The organism is Pseudoxanthomonas sp. 134C1 (assembly GCF_057773065.1).
Genome location: NZ_JBYMTH010000001.1, coordinates 268,480 through 287,846 on the forward strand (window position 1 = coordinate 268,480; position 19,367 = coordinate 287,846).

General features: G+C 67.3%; 21 protein-coding genes. 13 read left to right on the top strand and 8 right to left on the bottom strand.

Annotated elements, in window-relative coordinates:
- Nucleotides 1-25 precede the first annotated feature (25 nt).
- From AC3DEZ_RS01175 to AC3DEZ_RS01205, 7 genes are all read left to right on the top strand, one after another.
- Nucleotides 26-832 (top strand): M48 family metallopeptidase, encoded by an 807-nt coding sequence (locus AC3DEZ_RS01175; RefSeq protein WP_488386566.1) that lies wholly within the window; start codon nucleotides 26-28, stop codon nucleotides 830-832.
- A 134-nt stretch (nucleotides 833-966) separates the two neighbouring features.
- The gene (locus AC3DEZ_RS01180) at nucleotides 967-2,160 is read left to right on the top strand and encodes a tetratricopeptide repeat protein (protein ID WP_447103990.1); all 1,194 of its coding nucleotides are present in this window, start codon (nucleotides 967-969) and stop codon (nucleotides 2,158-2,160) included.
- A 163-nt stretch (nucleotides 2,161-2,323) separates the two neighbouring features.
- Nucleotides 2,324-2,998 carry an energy transducer TonB gene (locus tag AC3DEZ_RS01185; protein WP_447103991.1) on the top strand — a complete coding sequence of 225 codons (675 nt, stop codon included), beginning with the start codon at nucleotides 2,324-2,326 and terminating at the stop codon, nucleotides 2,996-2,998.
- An 80-nt stretch (nucleotides 2,999-3,078) separates the two neighbouring features.
- Nucleotides 3,079-3,840 (top strand): TonB-system energizer ExbB, encoded by a 762-nt coding sequence (exbB, locus tag AC3DEZ_RS01190; protein WP_447103992.1) that lies wholly within the window; start codon nucleotides 3,079-3,081, stop codon nucleotides 3,838-3,840.
- A gap of 54 nt (nucleotides 3,841-3,894) precedes the next feature.
- Nucleotides 3,895-4,323, top strand: a complete 429-nt coding sequence (locus AC3DEZ_RS01195; protein WP_488386567.1) for an ExbD/TolR family protein — start codon at nucleotides 3,895-3,897, stop codon at nucleotides 4,321-4,323.
- A 3-nt stretch (nucleotides 4,324-4,326) separates the two neighbouring features.
- Nucleotides 4,327-4,737, top strand: coding sequence for an ExbD/TolR family protein (locus tag AC3DEZ_RS01200; protein WP_295376711.1), 411 nt, complete (start codon nucleotides 4,327-4,329; stop codon nucleotides 4,735-4,737).
- A 269-nt stretch (nucleotides 4,738-5,006) separates the two neighbouring features.
- A complete protein-coding gene (locus AC3DEZ_RS01205; protein ID WP_488386568.1) occupies nucleotides 5,007-5,405 on the top strand; it encodes an ExbD/TolR family protein in 399 nt (132 codons plus the stop codon).
- Between the two features lie 33 nt (nucleotides 5,406-5,438).
- On the opposite strand, the gene AC3DEZ_RS01210 is transcribed toward AC3DEZ_RS01205, so the two are convergent.
- The 3 genes from AC3DEZ_RS01210 to cls all read right to left on the bottom strand — a co-directional run bounded on the left by AC3DEZ_RS01210 (nucleotide 5,439) and on the right by cls (nucleotide 8,025).
- Nucleotides 5,439-6,212 carry a pyridoxine 5'-phosphate synthase gene (locus AC3DEZ_RS01210; protein WP_488386569.1) on the bottom strand — a complete coding sequence of 258 codons (774 nt, stop codon included), beginning with the start codon at nucleotides 6,210-6,212 and terminating at the stop codon, nucleotides 5,439-5,441.
- A gap of 31 nt (nucleotides 6,213-6,243) precedes the next feature.
- A complete protein-coding gene (locus AC3DEZ_RS01215; protein ID WP_488386570.1) occupies nucleotides 6,244-6,507 on the bottom strand; it encodes a hypothetical protein in 264 nt (87 codons plus the stop codon).
- Between the two features lie 63 nt (nucleotides 6,508-6,570).
- Nucleotides 6,571-8,025, bottom strand: a complete 1,455-nt coding sequence (gene cls, locus AC3DEZ_RS01220) for a cardiolipin synthase (protein WP_488386571.1) — start codon at nucleotides 8,023-8,025, stop codon at nucleotides 6,571-6,573.
- Between the two features lie 57 nt (nucleotides 8,026-8,082).
- On the opposite strand from cls, the gene AC3DEZ_RS01225 reads away from it, so the two are divergent.
- Nucleotides 8,083-9,159: a PA0069 family radical SAM protein gene (locus AC3DEZ_RS01225; protein WP_488386572.1), complete on the top strand. Its 1,077-nt coding sequence runs from the start codon at nucleotides 8,083-8,085 to the stop codon at nucleotides 9,157-9,159.
- A gap of 98 nt (nucleotides 9,160-9,257) precedes the next feature.
- On the opposite strand, the gene AC3DEZ_RS01230 is transcribed toward AC3DEZ_RS01225, so the two are convergent.
- Nucleotides 9,258-10,277 (bottom strand): class 1 fructose-bisphosphatase, encoded by a 1,020-nt coding sequence (locus AC3DEZ_RS01230; RefSeq protein WP_488386573.1) that lies wholly within the window; start codon nucleotides 10,275-10,277, stop codon nucleotides 9,258-9,260.
- A gap of 85 nt (nucleotides 10,278-10,362) precedes the next feature.
- Here AC3DEZ_RS01230 and AC3DEZ_RS01235 point away from each other — a divergent pair, with 85 nt between their 5' ends.
- Nucleotides 10,363-11,598, top strand: a complete 1,236-nt coding sequence (locus tag AC3DEZ_RS01235) for an MgtC/SapB family protein (protein WP_488386574.1) — start codon at nucleotides 10,363-10,365, stop codon at nucleotides 11,596-11,598.
- Nucleotides 11,599-11,703: 105 nt separating this feature from the next.
- On the opposite strand, the gene AC3DEZ_RS01240 is transcribed toward AC3DEZ_RS01235, so the two are convergent.
- Nucleotides 11,704-12,357: a response regulator transcription factor gene (locus tag AC3DEZ_RS01240; RefSeq protein WP_447104001.1), complete on the bottom strand. Its 654-nt coding sequence runs from the start codon at nucleotides 12,355-12,357 to the stop codon at nucleotides 11,704-11,706.
- Nucleotides 12,354-13,457, bottom strand: coding sequence for a sensor histidine kinase (locus tag AC3DEZ_RS01245; RefSeq protein WP_488386575.1), 1,104 nt, complete (start codon nucleotides 13,455-13,457; stop codon nucleotides 12,354-12,356). The genes AC3DEZ_RS01240 and AC3DEZ_RS01245 overlap by 4 nt, the downstream gene beginning before the upstream one ends.
- A gap of 141 nt (nucleotides 13,458-13,598) precedes the next feature.
- Between AC3DEZ_RS01245 and AC3DEZ_RS01250 the strand changes: the two genes are divergently transcribed.
- Genes AC3DEZ_RS01250 through AC3DEZ_RS01265 form a run of 4 tightly spaced genes read left to right on the top strand, consistent with a single transcriptional unit; the run spans nucleotide 13,599 to nucleotide 16,094 of the window.
- On the top strand, nucleotides 13,599-14,204 hold the full coding sequence (locus AC3DEZ_RS01250; protein WP_488386576.1) for a hypothetical protein: 606 nt from the start codon (nucleotides 13,599-13,601) through the stop codon (nucleotides 14,202-14,204).
- Nucleotides 14,201-14,548, top strand: a complete 348-nt coding sequence (locus AC3DEZ_RS01255; protein WP_447104004.1) for an NIPSNAP family protein — start codon at nucleotides 14,201-14,203, stop codon at nucleotides 14,546-14,548. Before AC3DEZ_RS01250 ends, AC3DEZ_RS01255 begins: the two co-directional genes overlap by 4 nt.
- Nucleotides 14,549-14,552: 4 nt before the next feature.
- Nucleotides 14,553-15,347, top strand: a complete 795-nt coding sequence (locus tag AC3DEZ_RS01260; protein WP_488386577.1) for an NIPSNAP family protein — start codon at nucleotides 14,553-14,555, stop codon at nucleotides 15,345-15,347.
- Nucleotides 15,348-15,398: 51 nt separating this feature from the next.
- Nucleotides 15,399-16,094 (top strand): helix-turn-helix transcriptional regulator, encoded by a 696-nt coding sequence (locus tag AC3DEZ_RS01265; RefSeq protein WP_488386578.1) that lies wholly within the window; start codon nucleotides 15,399-15,401, stop codon nucleotides 16,092-16,094.
- A 9-nt stretch (nucleotides 16,095-16,103) separates the two neighbouring features.
- Here AC3DEZ_RS01265 and AC3DEZ_RS01270 read toward each other — a convergent pair whose 3' ends face one another.
- Together AC3DEZ_RS01270 and phhA are read right to left on the bottom strand one after the other, a co-directional pair.
- The gene (locus tag AC3DEZ_RS01270; protein ID WP_488386579.1) at nucleotides 16,104-18,215 is read right to left on the bottom strand and encodes a TonB-dependent receptor family protein; all 2,112 of its coding nucleotides are present in this window, start codon (nucleotides 18,213-18,215) and stop codon (nucleotides 16,104-16,106) included.
- Between the two features lie 158 nt (nucleotides 18,216-18,373).
- Nucleotides 18,374-19,258 carry a phenylalanine 4-monooxygenase gene (gene phhA / locus AC3DEZ_RS01275; protein ID WP_488386580.1) on the bottom strand — a complete coding sequence of 295 codons (885 nt, stop codon included), beginning with the start codon at nucleotides 19,256-19,258 and terminating at the stop codon, nucleotides 18,374-18,376.
- Between the last annotated feature and the right edge of the window lie 109 nt (nucleotides 19,259-19,367).

Below are 19,367 nucleotides of genomic sequence, written 5' to 3' on the forward strand. Positions count from 1 at the left end.
CGATTCCGTGCTGGAGTGCGCCGTCATGAAACCGTGGTTGCTTGCCGCCGCCATCGCGGCCCTGCTGGTCGCCTGCGCCACCACCACCTCGCCCACCGGGCGCACCCAGGTGGTTGGCGGTATCTCCCAGCAGCAGCTGGATCAGCTCGGCGCCCAGGCCTTCGCCGAGACCAAGGCCAAGGAACCCGCCAACCGCGACGCGAAGCAGAACAGCTACGTCACCTGCGTGGTCAACGCGCTGGTCCGCCAGCTCCCGCCCCAGCAGCGCGCCGTCGCCTGGGAAACCGCGGTGTTCGTGGACAAGGAACCCAATGCCTTCGCCCTGCCCGGGGGCAAGGTCGGCGTGAATACCGGCATCTTCACGGTGGCGAAGAACCAGGATCAGCTCGCCGCCGTGCTGGGACATGAAATCGGCCATGTCATCAGCCGCCACCACGAGGAGCGCATCACCCGCCAGATGGGCACCCAGACCGGCCTGAGCATCCTCGGCGCGCTGGCCGGCGCCAAGTACGGCCAGACCGGCGTGGACGCGGTCAGCCAGTTCGGCAGCCTCGGCGCCCAGGGCCTGATCCTGCTGCCCAATTCGCGAACCCAGGAAAGCGAGGCGGACGTGGTCGGCCAGCGCCTGATGGCCCAGGCCGGTTTCGACCCGCGCCAGGCGGTCAATCTGTGGGAGAACATGATGGCCGCGGGCGGCGGTCGGCCGCCTCAGTGGCTGTCCACCCACCCCGATCCCACCAACCGCATCCGCGAGCTCCAGCGCGATGCTCCCGCCCTGGTGCCCACCTACGAAGCCGCCCGCAAGGCCGGAAACACCCCCCGCTGCGGCTGAGATCGGTTGCGTATTGCTGCTCCGCAGCAACAAAAACCTTACCTGTTTCACTGGAGTTTCTGATAGCTTTTCCGGCCCCGGAAGGATCCGACCACCCCCTACAGACTTCTGCCGTTCGCTTTGAGGTGACCCCCATGCTGCATCGCAAGTCCAAACATGCCCTGCTTTCCCTCGCCATCATCGGCCTGCTGGGCGCCGGGGTTGCCGCGGATGCCGCGGCCCAGATGAACCGCGACGACAGCAGTTCCATGCGCCGGCAGAAGAAGGAAAAGGTCGAGATCAAGTATCCCGAGGCGACGCGCCAGGAGCCGAAGGAAAAAGCGTCGGCCAAGATGCAGAACCAGCTCAACAAGCTGTTCAAGGCCTACGAGAAGGAAAACAACGAAGACGAGACGATGACGCTCGTCAACGAAATCATCGCCAGCGACAAGGCCAACGCCTACGACAAGTCGGTCGCCGCGCAGATCGGCGCGCAGGCCGCTTACGGCAAGGATGATTCCAAGCTGGCCAAGGACTACGCGAACAAGGTCCTGGAGTTCAACGGCCTGGACAACAACAACCACTACCAGACGATGTTCTTCCTGGCCCAGCTGCAGATGCAGGATGACCAGTACACCGAAGCACTGGCGACGATGGACAAGTTCTTCGCCGAGACCAAGTCGCAGAAGCCGGAGGAACTGGTCGTCAAGGGCAACATCCTGTATCGCGCCGAGCGTTACGCCGATGCGATTCCGTTCCTGAAGCAGGCCATCGAGGCCTCTCCGGAACCGAAGAACGATTGGATGCAGATCCTGATGGCCAGCTACGCCGAAGCCGGCCAGAACGACGCGGCCGTCAAGCTGGCCGAGCAGCTCGCCGCCAAGAACCCGGCCGACAAGAAGGCGCAGATGAATCTCGCCTCGGTCTACCTGCAGGCCGACAAGACCGATCAGGCCGCCGGCGTGCTGGAGAAAATGCGTTCCTCCGGGCAGCTCACCGATGATCGCGAATACCGTCAGCTGTACAGCATGTACGCCAACATGGACGGCCGCGAAAAGGACGTCATCTCGGTCATCAACGAGGGTCTGCAGAAGGGCGTGCTGAAGGACGACTATCAGGTCCAGCTGGCCCTGGCACAGTCCTACTACTATTCCGAACAGATCCCGCAGGCCATCGAGGCCTGGAAAAAGGCCGCGCCACAGTCGCCCAATGGCGAAACCTACCTGAACCTGGCGCGCGTCCTGTGGCAGGAAGACCGGATTCCGGAGGCCAAGCAGGCTGCCAAGTCCGCGTTGGACAAGGGGCTGAAGAAGCCCGAGGACGCCAAGAAGATCTTGGCCCTGCCCTAACGGAAAACCAATATTCGCACGCCCAGAAACATCGAAAAAACGATGGTTTTGGCACCACGGAATGGTATAAGCTGAGAGTTCCCCCTGCCAAAAGTCAGGTGGGGGGAACCTAATACGACGCGGACGTTCCGACGTCCCGCACCAACCTTGAGTTCATTGGCGCATGGCTGAACAACTGGTCATCAATCGGTACCGGGAAGAAGAAGAGGACAAGAGCCTCAACTGGCCCCGTATCATCGGCATAGCTTTCGTGATCGCGTTGCACGCGGCCGCACTGCTGCTGCTGCTCATTCCTGCGGTTGCCCCGCCGGCGGACAAGGAGGAAACGCAACGTACCTCCGTGGTGATCGTTGACGCACCCCCGCCGCCGCCGCCCCCGCCGCCGCCGCCGCCGAAGCAGGACACGCCGCCGCCGCCGGTCAAGAACCTGGCGCCGCCGAAGCAGACTCCGCTGCCGCCGCCGCCGGAAGCGCCGCCGGTCGAAGTGTCCGAACCGCGCCCGACCGACGTCTACCAGCCGCCGGCCCCGCCCGCGCCGCCGGCCCCGGTCGCCGATATCGGCGCCAGCGTGGACATCTCGTCCAAGAACATGAATCCGCCGCGCTACCCGCCGTCGGCTGCCCGCGCCGGCATCGAAGGCACGGTCATCCTGATCATCGACGTGGATGCCAGCGGCAACGTCACCAACGTCTCGGTCGAGAAGTCCAGCCGCAACCGCGACCTGGATCGCGCCGCGATGGAAGCCGCCCGCAAGTGGCGCTTCAATCCGTCCGTCGTCAACGGCCAGAAGGCCGCCGGTCGCGTCCGCGTCCCGGTCGACTTCAAGATGGGCGGCTGACGCCGCCCGTCCCGAGTTACCCCATCCGTTTCGTCACCCGCAACACCCTCAATCAACACACTTAAATAAAGGTAAGCGTCATGCTGCAGGAAACCATCATCGCCGCCGCAGCCGGGGGCAACAACGCCGCGAGTGCCCTCACCAACATGGGCTTCGAGCACCTGATCACCGAAATGGTGCAAAAGCCCGGCGAGTACGCCGTCTCCTGGGCAGTGCTGCTCATCCTGGTCGCCATGTCGGCCATGTCCTGGTACTGGACCGTCATCAACTCGCTCAAGAGCGTTCGCCTGAAAGGTCAGGCCGACCGCGTCGTCAGCACCTTCTGGGAAACCCCGAACGCGCAGGACGCCATCCGCCTGATGGAAGAACAGCCGAAGAACGAGCCGTTCTCCAAGATCGCCCTGGACGCTGCCCAGGCCGCCGCGCACCACCAGCGCGCCGAGGGTTCCAGCACCGGTCTGGGCGAAGCCCTGAGCCGTTCCGAGTTCGTTGACCGCGCCCTGCGCCAGGCCGTCACCCGCGAGAGCTCGAAGCTCCAGAGCGGCATGACCCTGCTCGCCACCGTCGGTGCGACCGCGCCGTTCGTGGGTCTGCTGGGTACGGTGTGGGGCATCTACGGCGCCCTGATCCGCATCGGCGCCACCGGCCAGGCCTCCATCGACGCCGTCGCCGGCCCGGTGGGTGAAGCGCTGATCATGACCGCCATCGGTCTGTTCGTCGCGATCCCGGCCGTGTTCGCGTACAACTTCTTCAGCAAGACGAACAGTTCGACCATCTCCAAGTTCGATACGTTCGCCCACGATCTGCACGACTTCTTCGCCACCGGCTCGCGCGTTCGCTGAGTCAACGGCAACAGCAGTCCCAGGCATATCGACAAGCATTGACGGAGCCCGAAAATGGCTTTCAGTAGTGGTAATAGCAGTGGCCCCATGGCCGAAATCAACGTCACGCCCCTCGTGGACGTGATGTTGGTGCTGCTGATCATCTTCATCATCACCGCGCCGCTGATGTCGCATAAGGTGAAGATCGAACTGCCCGAGGCGAACCTCGTGCAGAGCGAAGACGACAAGAAGGCCCCGCCGGTTCCGCCCATCACCGTCTCGGTGAAGGAGGATGGCTCGCTGTATTGGAACGACGAAGCGATCAGCAAGGAAATCCTGGAGTCGCGCCTGTCCAGCACGGCTCAGCTGCAACCGCAGCCCAAGCTCAATCTGCGTGGTGATCGCACCACCAAGATGCGCACGATCAACGAGGTGACGAAGATCGCGCAGGGCCAGGGCATGCTGGATATCGGCTACGTCGCCACCAAAGAAAAGGGGCAGTGAGCCATGGCATTCAGTAGTGGTGGAAGCAAGGGCCCCATGGCCGACATCAACGTCACGCCCCTCGTGGACGTGATGCTGGTGCTCTTGATCATCTTCATCGTGACCGCGCCGATCATGACCTACCCGATCGACGTGGCCCTGCCGCAGCGTGTGATCAACCCGCCGCCGCAGTTGAAGGAACCGCCGCCGCCGATCGATCTGCGTATCGATGCGGGTGGCTCGGTTTACTGGAACAACTCTCCGGTCAACGTGCGCGATCTGCAGCAGCGCATGGAGCAGGAGATCCAGCGTGATCCGACCAACCAGCCGGAACTGCGCATCGATGCGAACCCGGACGCCCAGTACGACGTGATGGCGAAAGTACTGGCCGCCGCCAAGAACGCACAGATGCTGAAAATCGGTTTCGTGCAGTAAGCACACATAGACGCAAACCTATTGAACGCCGCCCTCGGGCGGCGTTTTTTTTGCATCTTCGCGGTGATTTCCTGTGGGAGCGACGCAAGTCGCGACCGGGAAACATGGTCAGTTGAAAAGCCGGGGCGCGCGAAACGGGGCTCCCGGCGGAGAGGCCGCTCCCGGTCGCGACTCACGTCGCGCTCCCACAAGATTTTCGGCTCCCCCCTTGCCAGGAGGTTGCGGTCGGGCGTAGCGTGGATTCCGACCCGACGCGAAAGGAGTACGCCATGGCTTTCTCCGCAACCGCACGTCCCTCCGCCCTGGCGGAGATGAATGTCACCCCGTTGGTCGATGTCATGCTGGTCCTGCTGATCATCTTCATGGTCACCGCGCCGCTGCTTTCGCGGCCGCTGGATCTGGCCTTGCCGCAGTCGACCCCGCCGATTGATCAGGCCAAGCCCCTGATCCTCAGCCTCGACATATCCGCTGACGGCACACTGATGCTGGACGACCGCGCGCTGTCGGCGTCGGACCTGCGCCAGCGCCTGGACGATGCGTTGCGCAGCGATCCGAAGGCCGTGTTGACCCTGCGCGCTTCGCCGGATGCCAGTTATCAGCAGGTTGTCACCGCCTTGGCGCAGGTACGGGCCAGCGGCATCCAGCAGGTCAGCTGGCGGGAACGCTGAGTCGAACCGCGGGTAGTTCCGGGCGGGCCGCCTTCAGCTGGTTGCCCGCTCGGCGCGGACCGATTCCAGGATGGCCAGGTAGTTCTGCACCGTCCGGTGCAGACCGGCGTACAGGGCTTCGCCGATCAGCGCGTGGCCAATCGACACTTCGAGTACGTCCGGGACCGCTTCCAGGAATTCCTGCAGGTTGGCCTGGCTCAGGTCATGGCCGGCATTGACGCCCATGCCCAGGGAGTGGGCATGCCGGGCGGTCTGGATGCAGCGGGCGAGTTCGGCGTCGGCTTCCCCGGCCGCCATCGCCTCGGCGAACGGACCGGTGTAGATCTCGATGCGATCGGCTCCGATCGCGGCGGCTTTTTCCAGTGATGGACAGCCGGCATCGACGAACACGCTGACCCGGCAGCCATGGGATTTCAGTTCCGCGATCAATGGCTGCAGGCGCCCGGCGTCGCGATCGAAATCGAAGCCGTGGTCCGAGGTGATCTGGCCGTCGCTGTCCGGCACCAGCGTCGCCTGTGCGGGACGCGCCTGTTCGCACAGTGCGAGGAAGCCGGGATAGCCCTCGCGCGGAGGCGCGAACGGATTGCCCTCCAGATTCAGTTCCACGTGGCTGCCGCGGGTGAGTTCGGCGAGTGCGTGGACATCGTCGGCCCGGACATGGCGCTGGTCGGGGCGCGGATGCACGGTGATCCCATGCGCGCCGGCGTACAGGCAGGCGCGCGCCGCGCGCACCACGTCCGGTTCGTCGCCACCACGCGAATTGCGCAGCACGGCGATCTTGTTCACGTTGACGCTCAGGACGGTCATGTCGACCTCCCTGCGAAGCGGAGGGTGGCCCTCACAGCGGAGGGGGTCCCGAGGGCGGCGCCGTCCCCTGCTTGCGTGCCTCCGCCAGCTCGCGCAGGCGGCGCAGTTCGGCAGGATCGATCATCTGCGATTCGTCGCGCTGCGTGTCGCCCATCCGCGCGGCGTACCAGCTGACGATCCATGCGACGAACAGGCCCAGCGACGCGAGCAGGCCGACCACCATCAGCGCGGTCGACGTGGTGCGCATGGACAGCACCAGCGCGCCCACCGCAAACAATAGATAGAGCCAGTGCATGACCGTCCCTCCCCTGGATGGCGGGAGTGTACAACGCCGGGCGATGGCGGGCAGCGGCGCCGATCACAACAGCGGCGACGTCAGCCGCGCCAATGCCTCGGGCAGGCGATGCCGCCACAGCGAGCGCCGACGCTGCAGATGCACGGGGGCGGACGCGGCGAACTCGCCTTCAAGCAGCTGGGCCAGCCGGCCGGCGAGGCCGCGATCGCGGAACAGCATGGAGATTTCGAAGTTCAGGCGGAAGCTGCGGTGATCGAAATTGGCACTGCCGATCAACGCCAGGTTGTCATCGCACAACAGCGCCTTGCTGTGCATCATCCGCGGGCCGTACTCGTACACCTTCACGCCGGCCGCCAGCAGCTCGTCGAAATACGAACGGGCGGCATAGGTGACCAGGCGTGAATCACTCATCTTCGGCACCAGCAGGCGCACGTCCAGGCCGCCCAGGGCGGCCGAGGTCAGCGCCATCCGCGCCGCCTCGCCGGGCACGAAATAGGGTGTCACCAGCCAGACCCGCGACTTCGCTTCGTGGATGGCGGCCACGTGCGTGCGATGGATCGGCTCCCACGACGAATCCGGGCCGGACACCAGGGTCTGCGCCGCGATGCCGCCCTCGATGCCGTTGTCGGTGGCATGCCACAAGCGCGTGCCCTGGAAGTCCTTGCGCTTCTGGCCGGTGGCATACACCCAATCCTCGACGAAGACCTGCTGCACGCTGCGCACGACGTCGCCCTCCATCCGCAGATGCAGATCGCGATAGGCGTCGGGCCGCAGCGATTCGTCCTCCTCGTCGGTGATGTTGATGCCGCCGGTGAAGGCGATGCGACCGTCGACCACCACGATCTTGCGGTGGGTGCGCATGTTGACCCAGGGCCGGGTGAACGGCCGGAATCGGGTCGGATGGAACCAGGCGCTTTCGCCGCCGGCCTCGTGCAGCGGCTGGAGGAAACGCCGGCCTACCCGCGAGGAGCCGACCGCATCGAGCAGGAGCCGCACCTTCACCCCTTCCCGCGCCTTGGCGATCAGCGCCTCCAGCAGGCGCTGGCCGCAGCGATCCGGGTTGTAGATGTAGTACTCCAGGTGGATATGGTTGGTGGCCTGCCGGACCGCGTCGAGGATGGCCTCGTAGGTGGCCGAACCATCCACCAGCAGCTGCACGGACGTGGCCGTGGACGGCGGCAGGCCGGTGGTGGTCTGGGCCAGCATCGCCAGTTCGGTACAGCCCTCGTCCACCGGGCAGAACACCTCGTAGGTGTCCAGACCGGTGCGCGACTGGTGCCGGCGCAATTGCTGGCGCTTGATTTTCTGCGGCCCGAGCAGGAAGTAGATCAGGTAGCCGACGTAGGGCAACAGCGATAGCGACAGCACCCAGCTGAGGGTGGCGACCGGCTCGCGCTTCTGCAGCACGATCCATCCGCACAGCGGAATCAGGTAGAGCAGCCAGGCTGCGGTGAGCCAGCGGCTCAGGTGCGGGATGGACAGGAAGGCATCCCACCAGTGGTTCAGGGTTTCCAGCATGCCCGGATTCTATGCGGTGTCGCCGTCGTTGAGACGACCCCGACGTAATCTGCGCGGATGGGTGATGCGATCAAAGGGCGTGGTTCCACCGGCTACCTGCCGGGCCGTTTCGCCGTGACCGTCGCGCAGACGGCGGATGACGGCTGGCACGAGCGGGATCGCGAGGACGAAATCGAGTCCGCGCCGGCCACCCGGGTAACCGAGGAGCGCGCGCGCAGCATCATCAGCCGCAACCAGTCGCCGGACATCCCGTTCCAGCAATCGCTCAATCCCTATCGCGGTTGCGAGCACGGCTGTTCGTACTGCTTCGCCCGGCCGAGCCACGCCTATCTGGACCTTTCGCCGGGACTGGATTTCGAAACCCGGATTTTCGCCAAGACCAACGCGCCCGAGGTGCTGCGCGCGGAGCTGGCGAAGCCGGGCTACCGTTGCAGCCCGATCGCCCTGGGCATCAATACCGATGCCTACCAACCGACCGAGCGGAAGCTGGGGCTGACCCGGCGCATCATCGAGGTGCTGGCCGAAACCCGGCATCCCTTCTCCCTGATCACCAAGAACGCGCTGGTCGAGCGCGACCTGGATCTGCTGGCGCCGATGGCGCGGGATCACCTGGTGCAGGTGTACTTTTCGATCACCACGCTGGACAACCCTCTGTCGTCGCGGCTGGAGCCACGGGCGTCGGCGCCGCATTCGCGCCTGCGCGCCGTGCGCCGGCTGAGCGAAGCCGGCATCCCGGTCGGGGTGATGTTCGCGCCGGTGATTCCCTGGGTGAACGACAGCGAGCTGGAAGCCGTGCTGGAGGCGGCGCGCGGGGCGGGTGCCGATTCAGCCGGCTATGTGCTGCTGCGCCTGCCGCACGAAGTGTCGCCGCTGTTCCGCGATTGGCTGCAGACCCACCTGCCGCAGCGCGCCGAACACGTGATGAGCACCATCCAGCAACTGCGCGGCGGCAGGGACTACGACGCCCGTTTCGGCAAGCGGTTCAGTGGCGACGGGGTCTACGCGGATCTGCTCGCGCGCCGATTCGATCTGGCCTATCGGCGGCTGGGCTTCGATCGGCGCAGGCATCAGGGACTGGATACAAGCAGGTTCGTGCCGCCACGACCGCCCTCGCCGCAGGGGGAGTTGTTCTGATTTGCTGGCGGGTCTTGTAGGAGCGACGTGAGTCGCGACGCTACCTGGAGCCGGGATGCTTATGGTTGCGACTTGGGTCGCTCCTGCAAGGACGAGGATCAGCGGGTTTCGAGGTGATACCGCGCCGCCGCTTCCACCTCGTTGCGCGAACCCAGGAACACCGGCACGCGCTGGTGCAGGTGGCCCGGTTGCAGGTCCAGGATCGATTCGCGGCCGGTGCTGGCCGCGCCGCCGGCCTGCTCGACCAGCAGGCCCATCGGGTTGGCCTCGTACATCAGCCGCAGCTTGCCCGGTTTGCCGGGATCCTTGCGGTCCCAGGGATAGATGAAGATGCCGCCGCGGGTCAGGATGCGGTGCACGTCGGCGACCATGCTGGCGATCCAGCGCATGTTGAAGTCCTTGCCGCGCGGGCCTTCGCTGCCGGCCAGCAGATCGGCGACGTAGGCCTGCATCGGCGCCTCCCAGTGGCGCTGGTTGGACACGTTGATGGCGAATTCGCGGGTGTCCTCGGGGATGCGCATGTCGCGCTGGGTCAGTACGAACGCGCCCTGTTCGCGGTCCAGGGTGAAGGCGTGGGTACCGTGGCCGGTGGTCAGCACCAGCATCGTGCTGGGCCCGTAGATGCAGTAGCCGGCGGCGACCTGCCGGCGGCCCGGTTGCAGGAAATGTTCGTCGCCCGGGCGGCCGACGCCCTCGGGGCTGCGCAGGACCGAGAAGATGGTGCCGACCGAGACGTTGACGTCGATGTTGGAGCTGCCGTCCAGCGGATCGAACAGCAGCAGGAAGCCACCGCGCGGATAGGCGTCCGGAATCGGCTGGCTGTGCTCCATTTCCTCCGAGGCGCAGGCCGCCAGGTGGCCGCCCCAGGCGTTGGCCTCCAGCAGGATGTCGTTGCTGAGCACGTCCAGCTTCTTCTGCGCCTCGCCCTGGACGTTGCCGGTGCCGGCGTCGCCGAGCACCCCGCCCAGCGCGCCCTTGCTGACCGCGATGGAGATGCTGGTGCAGGCCCGCGCGACCACCGCGATCAGTTGGCGCAGCTCGGCGTCGATGCGGCCGGCGCGCTGCTCCTCGATCAAATAGCGGCTGAGGGAGACGGTATGGGCGGTGGGCGTGGGCATGGCAGGATGGCGGGCGGAAGAACCGCGCATTGTCCGGACATTGCGGACCAATGCAAGACCAATTTCATGGACCTGAGGTCGCGCCTTGATTCCCACGCCCCCGGCGGTATGGCTGTCCCTGTCCTCGGCGCTGGGGCTGGGCCTGTTGATCGGCCTGGTCCGCGAGCGGGCCGGGGGCGAGGCCAGCGCCATCGCCGGCCTGCGCACCCATGCCCTGACCGCGCTGGGCGCGGCGGTCGCCGCCCAGCTCGGCCTGCCGGTGCTGCTGGTGATGCTGGCCGGCGTGGTGGTCCTGGCCGCCCTCGCCTATCTGGGCACGCGCGAACACGATGTCGGCCTGACCAGCGAGGTCGCCCTGCTCCTGACCGCGCTGCTGGGCGCGCTGGCGGTGCGATCGCCGCCGCTGGCGACCGGCCTGGCCGTGGTCGCGGCCCTGCTGCTGTACGCCAAGGAGCCGCTGCATCGCCTGACCCGCCAGGTGCTGAGCGAGCGCGAGGTGTTCGACGGCCTGCTGTTGCTGGCCTCGGCCCTGGTGATCCTGCCGATCCTGCCGGACGAGGCAATCGGCCCGTTCCAGGCCATCAATCCGGCGACCCTGTGGAAGCTGGTGGTGCTGGTGATGGCGGTGAGCGCGCTCGGCCATGTCGCCCTGCGCCTCATCGGCAACCGCTGGGGACTGGCCGTCGCCGGTTTCTTCGCCGGCTACGTCTCGTCCACCGCGGCGGTGATCGGATTCGGCCAGCGCGCCCGTGAAACCCCCGCGCTGCGATCCTCGGCGGTGGCGGCGGCGCTGTTGTCCAACCTGGCTTCACTCAGTCTGTGCGTGCCGATCCTGTGGGCGGTGTCGCCCCCGCTGGTCATCGATCTGTGGCCGGAGCTGGCGGCGATCGGTGCGGTGCTGCTGGTCGGTGGCCTGCTGGGTCTGCGCGCGGGGCGCGATGATCCCGCCGCGCCGCCGACCGCGGAGAGCCGGATGTTCCGATTCGGGCAGGCGTTGGGATTCGCGCTGGTGGTGGCCGTGTTGACCTTCGTGTCGGCCGCGCTGGCGGCGTGGATCGGCCCGCGTGGCGCGATGGCCGCGGCGGTGATCTCGGCGACCGCGGAGCTGCATGCGGCGGTGGCGACGCTGGCCAACCAGTTCGCGCGCGGTGGACTGAGCGACATCGAAGCACGCTGGCTGATGCTGGCGCTGCTGGGCGCGAGCCTGGCGACCAAGTCGGTGATCGCCTGGATCAGCGGCGGTGCCGCCTACGGCGTGCGTGTCGCGGCCGGTCTGCTGGCGGCGCTGGCGGCGGGATTGGCGGTGCTGGTGCTGACCTGAGTGAATGTAATCCCGTACCCCTGTGGGGGCGAGGAGAGTCGCGACCGTCATTCAATCAGATACGGAATCGTCGCGACTTGCGTCGCTCCCACAAGGAGAGACTGATCAGATGATCCGCAGGGTGATCGCCTTGAGGACGGCGCGGGTGCGGTCGCGGGTGTCGAGCTTGTCGAGGATGTTGGATACGTAGTTCTTCACCGTGCCTTCGGCGAGGAACAGCGTGCGCGCGATTTCCTTGTTGGAATAGCCGCCGGCGAGCAGGCGGAGGATGGCGACTTCGCGCTCGCTGAAGCGTTCGCTGGGAGGCGACTCGTCGTGGAACCGATAGCGCGCGCGCACCGGCTCGGTGGAGACCGGCTGCAGCAGCGTGTCGCCTTCGGCCACCCGGCGGATGGCGGTGCGCAGATCCTCCGGCGCGGCGTCCTTGAGCAGGAATCCCTGCGCGCCGGCCTCGGCCGCCCGCAGCAGCAGATCGCCGTCATCGAAAGTGGTCAGCAGCAGCACCGGGGTGCGATCGCCGCGCGCGCGCAGCTGCTGCAGGGCGTCGATGCCGTCCACGCCGGGCATGCGGATGTCGCTGAGGATCACGTCCACCGGGGAGGTGGCGATCCGCGCCAGCAGTTCGGCGCCGCCGTCGGCCTCGAACGCCACCTGGATGCCGTCCGGGCCGTCCAGCAGGGCGCGCAGACCGGCGCGGACCAGGGCCTGATCGTCGGCCAGCGCGATCCGCACGAGGGCGGATCCGGATGCATCGTTCATGCGGGAAACTCCACGGTCAATTCCAGGTTGCCGGCCAGGCCGCGGCCGATGTGCAGCTGTCCACCGACACCGGCGACGCGCTCGCGGATGCCGGCCAGGCCATTGCCTTCGCGCAGCTGGGCGGGGGCCTGGCCGTCGTCGACGATCCGCAGCGCCAATTGACGCGCATCCCGTCGCAGGTCCACCCACAGCGTACTCGCGCCGGCATGGCGGGCCGCGTTGGTCATGGCCTCCTGGACGATGCGCAGCACCGTCTCGGCCAGTTGTGGGTCGCGGATCACGGCATCATCGGCGATGCGCAACTGCATGCGCAGCTGCGGCAACGGCGCGGCCAGCGCCCGCAGCGCGGTCTCCAGATCCAGGCCACGCGAATCGCGCAGCGCCTGCACCACGCTGCGGATGTCCTCGAGCAGTTCGCTGGCCAGTTGTTCGCTCAGGCGGATCTGGGGGCGTTCGGCCAGCGCCGGATCGGCGGCCAGCGCGCGCAGGTTGAGCTTCATCGCGGTGAGCTTGTGTCCGGCGACATCATGCAGTTCGCGCGCGACCCGCAGGCGTTCGGCGTCGCGCGCGCTGTCGGCCAGCAGGGCACGGGTGGCCAGCAGGTCGGCATTGACCAGCGCCAGCCGATCGCGCGCGTTCTCGGCGCTGCGCGCGTAATGGCCGATCAGCGCGGCGAAGGCCTGGAAGCCGGAATAGATCGCCACCATGAACCAGGCCGCGTCGTGCCCGGCGCGGACCATCAACAGGCCGAAGATCAGGTTGGCCCCGAGCATCACCAGCAATGCGTGCAGCGGCCGCCAGGTCATCGCCAGCTGCGCGGCGACCACCACCAGCAGGACCGGCGCGGTGCCGGTGCGCGGAGCCAGTCCGATCATGAGCAGCGCGACCAGCAACTGAAGCCACAGCAGCGCATCGCGCAGGCGCCGGCCCACGCCGGGCTGGTCCAGCAGCAGGAACGCGGCCAGGAACACCAGCAGCGCACCCAGGCGCGCACCGTTCAGGCCGCCCGTTTCGCCGCGCATCGCCAGCATCACCGCGGCCCAGGTCAGGACGCCGGACAGGTTCAGGGGTTGCAGCAGCAGTTTGAGGCGTTCGTGCATGCGGACATGCTGCCTGCCGCGACCTCCGCGCGCCACGGCTGTGGCGAAAGTCGTGACTTCCGGCAGGTCGCGGGCTGCTGACACCACGCTGTCAGCAGCCCCCCGCCAAGATGCATGCCTGCCATTTCAGGAGGAAAGCGCATGAGTCCCCGGAGCTTGACGACCCGTGCACAGGAACTGCTGCCGCGTGCCTTCCAGGCCTACGTCGCGGGGCTGGGCCGCAGCCTGGTCAGCGGTGACCAGATCACCTATCCGGCCTCCCCCGGCCACGCCCTGCCCGCCGAGGGCCGCCACGATTTCGACTTCCTGCATGGCCTCTGGCGCGTGCGCAACGTGCGCCTGAAGGAACGGCTGGCGGGCTGCGACGAATGGGAAAGTTTCGAAGCGCGTCAGCAGTGTGGTCCGGTGCTGGGCGGCGTCGGCAACGTGGACGAGTTCGTCACCGACTGGGCGGGTGGCTACCGCGGCATGACCCTGCGCCTGTACGACCCACTCCAGCGCCAGTGGAGCCTGTACTGGGCCAACAACCAGCAAGGGCTGCTCGAACCACCGGTAACCGGCCGTTTCGAGAATGGCGTGGGTACCTTCCATGGCCGCGATCGCCACAAGGGCCGCGAGATCCAGGTGCGGTTCCGATGGCATGAAATCCAGCCGGACAGCGCGCACTGGGAGCAGGCGTTCTCGCCGGATCGCGGTGGTCACTGGGAAACCAACTGGCATATGTACCTGACCCGGGAGGCCGCGTGAGCGCCACGTCCTCCCTGCGGACCGTCGAAATCCGCAGCTATCGCCTGCGCCCCGGTACCCGGGACGCCTTCCACCGGCTGATCACCACCACGGCCGCGCCGATGTTGCGGCGCTGGCAAACGGATGTCGTGCGGCATGGGCCTTCGCCGCATGACGGCAGTTCCTACCTGCTGATCCGCGCCTATGCCGACCTGGAGGCACGTCAGCGTGAGCAGGACGCTTTCTACGGCGGCGCGGAGTGGCGTGAGGGACCGCGCCAGGCGGTGCTCGACATGATCGAGGAATACCTGTCGGTGGTGCTGGAGATGGATGCCGCCGTCGTCGATACCCTGCGTCAGGAGTGAAGTCATGCTGGAGACCCTTTCCCCATCCGTGATGCGCGCGCCCCGCCGGAGCCCGCTTGCACCGCCGACCGCTTCGCGGGTTCCCGGCGTGATCGAACTGCGCCAATACACCCTGCATCCGGGCCGCCGCGATGATCTGATCACGCTCTTCGAGCGCGAGTTCGTCGAGACCCAGGAAGCCGAAGGCATGATGCTGCTCGGCCAGTTCCGCGATCTGGACGAGCCGGATCGTTTCGTCTGGTTGCGTGGCTTTGCCGACATGGCGGCGCGGCGCGAAGCGTTGGCCCGGTTCTATCAGGGACCGGCCTGGCGCGCCCACCGGGACGCGGCCAACGCGACGATGATCGATTCGGACAACGTGCTGTTGCTGCGGCCGGCGGTATCGGGTCCCGCGCTGCGTGTATCCGCACCGCCGCCGGCCAGGGATGCGGCCGCACCGGAACAGGCGCGTGTCGTCATCTGCCTGCACTACTTCGACGCGCCGGTGAATGCGGAGTGGCTGGCCCACTTCGAGCAGATCCAGCGGCCATGGCTGGAAGGCATGCATGCGCGGGTGCTCGCGACCCTGGTGACCAGCAACACGCCCAACGACTATCCCGCCCTGCCGGTGCGCGAAGGCGAGCATCTGTTTGCCTGCATCCTCCAGTTCGCCGACGAGGCCACCCACGAACGTTGCGACCGGCAACTCCAGGCCGCGTGGCGGATAGGTGCGCAACCCCACCGCACCGAGCTGCTGCGGCTGGCGCCGACCGCGCGTTCGCGGATGGGCCGCGATTTTCCGCATGCGAGGGAGGACTGAGATGCCCATGCCCCTTTGCGCCCGTCGCCGCCGGCAAGGGATGATGCCGGCATGCGCCGCGCCGACCGCCTGTTCCTGATCATCCATGCCCTGCGTGGACGCCGTACCGCCCTGCCCGCCCGCACCCTCGCCGAGACCCTGGCGGTCTCGTTGCGAACGGTCTATCGCGATGTCGCCGACCTGCAACTGTCCGGCGTGCCGATCGAAGGCGAGGCCGGGGTCGGCTACCTGCTGCGCAAGGGCGCGGACATTCCGCCGCTGATGTTCAACGCCGACGAACTCGAAGCCCTGGTGGTCGGCACGCGCTTCGTGCGGGCCTTCGGTGGCCAGCGATTGTCGGTGGGCGCGCGCTCGGCGCTGCTGAAGATCCAGGCGGTGTTGCCGCCCGAATTGCAGGCGCGCGCGCAGCGCACCCGCATCTATGCGCCCGAACTCAAGGACCGCTTCGAATCCACCGGCCTGCTGGATCGCCTGCACGACGCCATCGAGCAGCGCCATGTGCTGCGGCTCCGCTACGCCGATCATTCCGGCGAGGAAACCGGGCGCGACGTGGAGCCATTGTGCCTGGCGTTCTGGGGCGGCAGTTGGACCCTCGGCGCGTGGTGTCGCTACCGTGGCGACTTCCGCAACTTCCGGCCGGACCGCATCTTCCAGCTCGATGAAACCGGCGAAATTTTCGCGGACGATCCGGAACGTGGTCTGGAAGCCTACTTCCGCCGGGTCGGACCGCCGCCGTCGGATGCCTGAGCCGCGGCGTCAGGGGGCTCTGCGCCACTCCAGACCGAGCAGGACGCCGCGATCGGGTCCGGGCTCGTAATAGCGGCCATTGCCTTCGTTGACGATCACCGAGCCGGCATAGCGCTGGTCCAGCACGTTGTCCACGCGCAGGAAAGCACGCAGCGTGTCGTTGCCGAAGCGCCAGCGGCGAGCGGCTTCCAGATGCAGCAGCGCGTAGCCGGGCGCCTGCTCGCTGCCGATGTCGTTCACGCTCACCTGCTCCTGGGCGACGGCCTCGGCGGCGGCGCTCCAGGTGTCCGACTGCCATTCGAGCCGGCTGAAGAACTGCTGGCGCGCGGTGCCGGGAATGGCCGTGCCGGCCCGCACCGGCGTGTCGGGTACCGCGCAGCCGCTGCGTGCGCAGGTCAGGAAACCATCGCGGAATTCCGCGTCCAGCCAGGTCCACGCGGCCTGCCAGTGCCAGTGCTCGCCGAACGCCGCGCGCAGGCTCGCTTCCGCACCCTGCCGGCGTGCCCGGCCGACGTTGCGGTAGGTGCTGCGGCCGCCGAGGTTGCTGGCCACGGACAGTTCGTCGTCGGTGTCCGCGCGGAACAGCGCGACCGCCAGTTCGCCGGCGCCCCAGCGCCATTTGCTGCCCAGTTCCCAATGCCGGCTGATCGCCGGACGCAGGTCCAGCGCCAGGCCGGCGCCACCGTCGGCGCGATAGCCGAGTTCGTTGAAGGTCGGGGTCTCGAAACCGCGCCCGCTCGACAGATAGAGACGCCAATCGGCACCGGCGTCGAACATCACACCCGCGACCGGCGTGGTCTCGGCGTAGCGCACCCGGCCACTGTCATCGGGATTGGAGGCGGTGACGTAGTGATCACGCGAGGCGAACCGCACCGCGCTGTGGCGCGCACCGGCGAGCAGCGACCAGCGATCGGCGAATCGCCACCACGCCTGCGCGTACTGGTCCACGTTCTCCACCCGGTTGCGCTCGTCGCGACGCGGCCGGCCCCGCACGCCCCACTGCGTCCCGATGAAATTCTCGTAGCCGCGCCGGTGCTGGCGCTGGCGATCCGCATTCACGCCCACGGTGGCCTCGAACGGCCGCGTCGCGAGTTCGCCCCGCCACGACCAGCGCGCGTCGACGCCGGCCTGGTCATTGCCCAGATCGATGACGCCGCCGCTGTTGAGCGGATTGCCCTGCGCGCCGACCGGGAGCGGCAGGAACTGCGCCACGTCACGGGTGCCGGCATAGGCCGTCGCGCGCAGGCGATGGCTACCGGCCAGCGGCTGATCCAGCACCAGTCCCAGTTGATCCTGGCGCACCGACTTGCGGGTGTTGAACTGGTGCGCGGCGGCGACCGCCTGCGTTGGATCCGCGCGCCACTGCGCGCGGGTCAGGCCAAGCGGGTCCTGTGCGCGCGGTGAGTCGAAATGATTGAACACCAGATCCAGGGTGCCCTCGCCTGCCAGATCCAGACCCAGCTTGCCGTTGAAGGATTCGCGCCGCGCGGCACTGTGATCCCGGTAGCCGTCGGTATCGAACACGCTGGCCGCGAGGTTGTAGTGCACCCTGCCCTGCGCGCCCGACCAGCGCGCGCCCAGCGTGCGGGTGGCATGGCTGCCGGCCGAGCCCTGCACGCGCAGTTCGCCCGGCGCTTCGCCGCGCGCGCTGAACAACTGCACCACCCCGCCCGAGGAGTTGCCGTACAGCGCCGAGAACGGACCGCGAAGTACTTCCACCCGCTCCGCCCCCATCAGGTTGAAATGCGAAAGCTGGCCCTGCCCGTCCGGCAGCGTGGCCGGAATGCCGTCCGCGTACAGCCGCACGCCGCGCACGCCGAAGGTCGCGCGCGCGCCGAAGCCGCGGATGGACAGCTGGGTGTCCTGCGCGTAGTTCTGCCGGTCACGCGCAAGCAGTCCGGGCACGCCGCCCAGTCGCTCGGACAGATTGACGCCCGCGCTGGCGGCGTCCTCGCGCAGATCGATGAGATCGAGTGACGCCGGTGTGTCGAACGCGGAGACACCATCCAGGCGTGCAGCCTGCACGGTGACACGGTCCAGGGTGCGCGCGGTGTCCTGCGCGGCCGCTGGCAAGGCGACGAGAAGGGCCAGCGCCAGCGTGGCGCGCGGTAAGTGCATCATGCGCGCATTCTAGGGCCTGTCCGCGCAACCGTTGGAATGTCCGGGTATGCGTGTTGTGGGAGCGACGTCAGTCGCGACAGCGATGCAGGTGACCCGCCATGGACTCGACCGCGAGATGGCCGCGAATCGCGACTGACGTCGCTTCCACAGGATGGATCTCAGATGTCGCCGCCGGCCAGCCAGCCTTCGCCGGTGCCATGGGTGAACACCCGGTCGCCCTCGCGCACGTCGCCGGCCGGAATCGCTTCCTGGTGCGCCAGGCGCGCGTAGATCGGAGTGAAGTCCGGCGCGGTGGCGTTCATCAGCTGTTCGAAGCTGTCGATGACGAAATAGGTCTTCTGGTAGGTGTCGATGCGGTAGCGGGTGCGCATCAGCCGCTCCAGATCGAAGCCGATCCGGTTGGGCGCCTCCGATTCCAGCGAGTACAGCGATTCGCCCTTCGACGACACGATGCCGGCACCGTAGATGCGCAGGCCGTCCGGCGTGTTGATCAGGCCGAATTCCACCGTGTACCAGTACAGCCGGGTCAGGTGGACCAGCGCCTCCGGACCGATGCCGTGTGCCTTCACCCCGCCCCTGCCGTAGGCCGCCATGTAGTCGGCGAACACCGGATTCATCAGCAGCGGCACGTGGCCGAACAGATCGTGGAACAGATCCGGTTCTGCGATGTAGTCGATCTGGTCGGGACGGCGGATCCACCAGGTCACCGGGAAGCGCCGGTTGGCCAGGTGATCGAAGAAGTCCAGTTCCGGCAGCAGGCCCTCGACCCCGATCAGGGTCCAGCCGGTGGTCGCCTTCAGTACCCGGTTGAGCTCGCTGAAGCGCGGAATCCGGTCCGGGGTCATACCCATCGCGTCCTGCGCCTGCAGGAACTCGTCGCAGGCGCGACCGACCAGCAATGCGCGCTGGCGGGCGTAGAGCTTGCCCCAGGTGTCGTGGTCGGCGTCCGCGTATTCGGCCGGCTGCTCCACGACGGCGGTCGTATAGACCGGCACGTATCCCTTGTCGGTCTGCTGGCGCTCGACGCGGCGGGGTTCGTTCATGGCGGGCTCCGGGGCGGAAATCGGTCGGTTGCATGCTAGCGCCGGAGCCGCGCAATGGGGTTGCAAAGTTGCGTATGAAAGGGGTTATGGCGCAACCTTGTTGCGTCAA